Origin of the sequence: Parasedimentitalea denitrificans, from assembly GCF_011813015.1 — a bacterium.
GTDB classification, from domain to species: Bacteria; Pseudomonadota; Alphaproteobacteria; order Rhodobacterales; family Rhodobacteraceae; genus Parasedimentitalea; species Parasedimentitalea denitrificans.
Genome location: NZ_QHLQ01000054.1, coordinates 1 through 4,085, shown reverse-complemented (window position 1 = coordinate 4,085; position 4,085 = coordinate 1). Strand labels below are relative to the sequence as shown.

5 protein-coding genes are annotated in these 4,085 nt (G+C 58.2%); 4 read left to right on the top strand and 1 reads right to left on the bottom strand.

All coding sequences use genetic code 11. The features are described from left to right. The first annotated feature begins 99 nt into the window (after positions 1-99). Complete coding sequence (locus tag DL239_RS21960; RefSeq protein WP_369410609.1) at positions 100-315, top strand: glycine cleavage T C-terminal barrel domain-containing protein; 216 nt, start codon at positions 100-102, stop codon at positions 313-315. 621 nt (positions 316-936) lie between these two features. Here DL239_RS21960 and DL239_RS21210 read toward each other — a convergent pair. Beyond that, positions 937-1,851 carry a LysR substrate-binding domain-containing protein gene (locus DL239_RS21210; RefSeq protein WP_167686086.1) on the bottom strand — a complete coding sequence of 305 codons (915 nt, stop codon included), beginning with the start codon at positions 1,849-1,851 and terminating at the stop codon, positions 937-939. Between the two features lie 115 nt (positions 1,852-1,966). Between DL239_RS21210 and DL239_RS21205 the strand changes: the two genes are divergently transcribed. The 3 genes from DL239_RS21205 (at position 1,967) to DL239_RS21195 (ending at position 3,773) form a co-directional block, all read left to right on the top strand. Next, a complete protein-coding gene (locus DL239_RS21205; RefSeq protein ID WP_206188592.1) occupies positions 1,967-2,833 on the top strand; it encodes a pirin family protein in 867 nt (288 codons plus the stop codon). A gap of 153 nt (positions 2,834-2,986) precedes the next feature. Then, entirely contained in the window at positions 2,987-3,526 is a 540-nt protein-coding gene (locus tag DL239_RS21200; protein ID WP_167686085.1) for an NADPH-dependent FMN reductase, read from the top strand. 1 nt (position 3,527) lies between these two features. Then, positions 3,528-3,773, top strand: a complete 246-nt coding sequence (locus DL239_RS21195) for a DUF2798 domain-containing protein (RefSeq protein ID WP_167686084.1) — start codon at positions 3,528-3,530, stop codon at positions 3,771-3,773. Positions 3,774-4,085 lie beyond the last annotated feature (312 nt).

The window sequence follows — 4,085 nt, the reverse complement described above, 5'->3', positions numbered from 1 at the left end:
TTTCTTGTTCATCTTCACTCCTTGACGGTTACGATGAACCAGAAATCCTCCTGATGCTAAACCTTCCCAAATACCCACAGGTGCTGACGTCAGACATATCTGGATGGCGTCGAAGTTGGTCATCTGCAGATCGGCGGGTATGGCCACACTCTGGGCGCTGCGGTTGGTATTGGTTTTGTATCTCTGGATGAGCCGGTGTCTCCTATCCTAGTGCAAAACGGGAACTGGCTGATTGATGTGGCTGGTCAGGCTATCCCGGCGAGTGCTTCCATCAAACCAATGCTCGACCCGTCTATGGAGAGAATCAAAAGTTGAGAGAGAGATTGTTGTAATCGATGGCAATGAGGTGATTACGTCCGATCCGTGGCCTTGGCAGCTCAGACTTTGCAAAGGTCACTTTCTGCGCATTGCTGCCATTGGCGCTCATCGCAGCGAAGGTCCGGAAACCGCTCCTCCTGTCGACGCGCTACCTCATGCTGCACCATGCACGAAGGTCTTGGAAGGGCTGCGAGCGGCCTGATGCGATTGCAGCAAAAAGGTCGGGGTATGGCGTCTGCAAAGGGCTCAGTGCGGTCGTACCGGCCCCTGCAGTACGACGACCGCTCCGAACAGCCGAATGTCCGAGCATCGGGCCACGCCATTGAATTGGGTGGAATATCTGTGTTTCGGGAATGGCGGCTTCCGGGACACGGTTCAAACTCAACCCGCTGCATCGCCGCAAGTCCGCTTCGAGACCTCTCTCCCGATATTCTGTAACGCAGCAAAAGTCCGCTTCCGGGAAAGCGAAATTTGAAGCGCTGCAGAGCCGGCCCAAACCTGCAATCAATTGAACCGCTGATCGCGCGGTGCGGCGTTTTCTCACCTGCTGTTCGTGCATCGCGTAGCATTTTCTAGAACCAGCGAGGAATTCGCCCAGTTGGTTGGATCGAAAACACTCTAAAAGCCGCTTACACCGTTCATGACATCCGGCAGCTCGCGGCGTAGAAACGCGGCAAGGGCGTCGACCTGTGGTGGGTTACCCCTCCGCCCGTGCATCAACAGGCTGATCTCCGGCAAACCGGCATTCCATTCCGGCAAGAGACGGCTCAGCCGCCCTGCGGCGACGTCCTCGGTACAGGTGTAAACTGGCAGGGCCACCACACCGAGCCCGGCCGCTGCCGCCAGTTTCAACATGACCATGTCATCGCTGCGCATGCGCGTTGCAAAGGGAACCGAGGCGCTGGCCCCGTCCGGCCCCTGTAACGACCAGCTGTTGCCGCCGGGCCGCCAGCCAAGCGTTAGCCCGGGCAAACCGTCGAGATCAGCAGGTGAGCCCGATGGACCGATTTGCTTCGCAATGCCGGGTGAGCCGAACAGGTGCCAGGGAACTTCGGTAAGCCGCCGGTGGATCAGTCCCGAGTCGGGGAGCAACTTGGAATGCCCCCGGATGGCGAGATCGATGCCATCGCTGATCAGATCGGAGAAGTCGTTGGACGCCTGTATTTGCAGAATGACGCGAGGGTTCTCAGCCAGGAAACGCGGCAGAATCCGGCCAAGCGCGAACTGCGCAACCCCGACTGAACAGGACAGTGTGACGGTGCCCTCTAGCGCGTCCTTATCTCTACGCACCGCCGTTTCTGCTGCCGCCATGCATTCCAGCGCCATCTTGGCATGACGATAGTAGGCCTCGCCCGCCTCCGTCAGGGACATGCGCCTTGAATCCCGGTTCAAGAGCCGCGTGCCAAGGGTTTCTTCCAGGGCCTTCACCTGCCGGCTGATCCGCGATTTGGGAATACCCAGCGTTCGCGCTGCCGCCGAGAACCCGTGCTTATCAACGACATGCACTAGATAGTAGGCTTGATTGAGGTCCAAGGTCTGGTCTTCTTCTTTTAATACCGTCCCAAATATAGAACGAAGAGTTCTGAAATCAACGGATTTTCCGGTTATCGTCCCGAGTGTAGGTTTATATTCAACACAGGAGACGAATATGACCGTTCAATACGCAGATCAAACCCACATGTCCCAAGCCGCGATCATCAGGTCCCAACAAGGCGAGAATATGACTCGAGGCGACGGCTTCGAAGCACTCAGCTTCGTCCACCGTCAGCTCGACGGGCTGATGGACCCGCTGATCATGGTCGATCACTTCACCATGACAGAACCGACCTTCGGAGCCCATGCCCACGCCGGCATCTCGGCGGTGAGCGTGCTCTTCGAGGACAGCACCGGCAGTTTTCGCAACAGGGATTCTCTGGGCAACGACATCGAACTGGCCCCGGGCGATCTTTATTGGCTGAAGGCCGCCCGCGGCGCAGTGCACGACGAGGCGCCCACCCCGGGTTCACGCACTCATGCGTTGCAGATCTTTGTCAACTTGCCGACAGCCCAAAAGCTCGACGAGCCCAGCGCACGACATGTGCCCGCCGCAGAGATGCCTGTGATCGAAAATTCGGGCCATCGGGTAAGAGTGATGACCGGCAAAAGCAATGGCGTCGTCGGCGCCACCCCGCCCGCTTTGCCCTTCACCATCCTCGATATTTCCCTGCAGGCAAGCGGCAGCTTCACCCATCGCCCCGATCCCGGAGACGCCGCCTGGCTGCACGTCATCCGCGGTGAGATCGAGGCCGAGATTGACGGCGTCCGCCATCGGCTCAGCACTGACGCAGCGCTGGCCACCCACGGCGCCGACGAAATCCGGTTGCTGAGCGGTGAAGGGGGGCAAGCTGTGCTCCTGTCCGGTGCCCCCCTGCGCGAGCCCTTCGTGCAAAAGGGCCCCTTCGCGATGCGTGACGTCGACCAACTGGCCGCGGTGATTGCCGCCCATGCGGCTGGCGAATTGGGCACCATCGACTGAGCCACTGTCCGTGAGTCGCTCTGGCCTGAAACGCCAGACGACCACTTCGGTCAAAAAATCAAGAATTGGCCTGCCTTAATCCCCGACCAACGCCAGTGCGGTCCAAGGGCAGGAAAACTTTGAAAACCTATGAAACGGAAATTGGAGAAACCCATGAAAATCCTGACATTCGGTGCAAGCAACACCAAGAACTCCATCAACAAAGCGCTCGCGCGGTTTACCGCGACGCTGGTCCCCGGCGCTGAGGTCGAGGTACTGGACCTGAGTGACTACGATCTGCCGATCTTTAGCGAAGATCTGGAGAAAGAGATCGGTCAACACCCGACGGCCAAGGCGTTTTTCGAGAAGATCGGCGCAGCCGACGGGGTGATCGTATCCTTCGCGGAACACAATGGATCCTATACCGCTGCCTACAAGAACCTCTTCGACTGGGCGAGCCGGATTGATCAGAAAGTGTTTCAGGACAAGCCAACGGTCTACCTTTCGACCTCACCTGGGCCCGGGGGCGCAGCAAGCGTGTTGGCTTCCGCAAAAGGCTCGGCCCAGTTTTTCGGGGTGGACCTGAAGGCGGCTGTTTCCGTTCCCAGCTTTTACGATGTCTTTGATGCCGAAACCGGGCGCATCAATGAACCGAACGCGTTGGCAGACCTGACCGCCGCGGCCAAGACCTTGGCCCTGAGAGAGGCCGCTTGATATGATACGTCATGGGCGGCTACAGCGGTTCTCAGGCTCATTGGTCATGTCGTCTTTCATGTCCATGGCTCTGTCGGGGGTGTTTAGCCTCTTGGAGTTCGGAATCTCGTGGTCGTGGCTGCAAGCCTGGGGGCAAAGCATCCTGATTGCACTGCCGATCGCGTTCTCGCTGGATATGATTTTCGGAGACAGACTCCGATTTCTGTCGGGCAAACTGGCGGACAAGGCCGCAAGCGTTTGGCTCTGAAAGCTGACGCTCGCGAGGCCGATGGCCTCTCCACTCCTTTCACACCGGCGTAACGCGAATCAGTCACCCGTTTCGAGCGCGACCAACAGAACTCAATCAAACGGAACATTTCATGAGGCACCACCCTTCCCGGTCCGAGCTGTCCACGACGCGTTTCGCCGGACTGCTCTACCTTGTCATCATCCTCTTCGGCATCAGCACGGAACGGTGCTGTGTGTGTCTGACGTCAGCGCTTATGGGTCCAAATAGCGGTATTTGCTAAGAGAGGGTTTGTTGCTCATCAGTAACCACTGAGGAGTGGACGATGAGAAA

Bases quoted from the DNA above. Each gene is read 5' to 3' on its own strand.
- DL239_RS21200 (WP_167686085.1), top strand. From the start codon at position 2,987: ATGAAAATCCTGACATTCGGTGCAAGCAACACCAAGAACTCCATCAAC.
- DL239_RS21205 (WP_206188592.1), top strand. From the start codon at position 1,967: ATGACCGTTCAATACGCAGATCAAACCCACATGTCCCAAGCCGCGATC.
- DL239_RS21195 (WP_167686084.1), top strand. From the start codon at position 3,528: ATGATACGTCATGGGCGGCTACAGCGGTTCTCAGGCTCATTGGTCATG.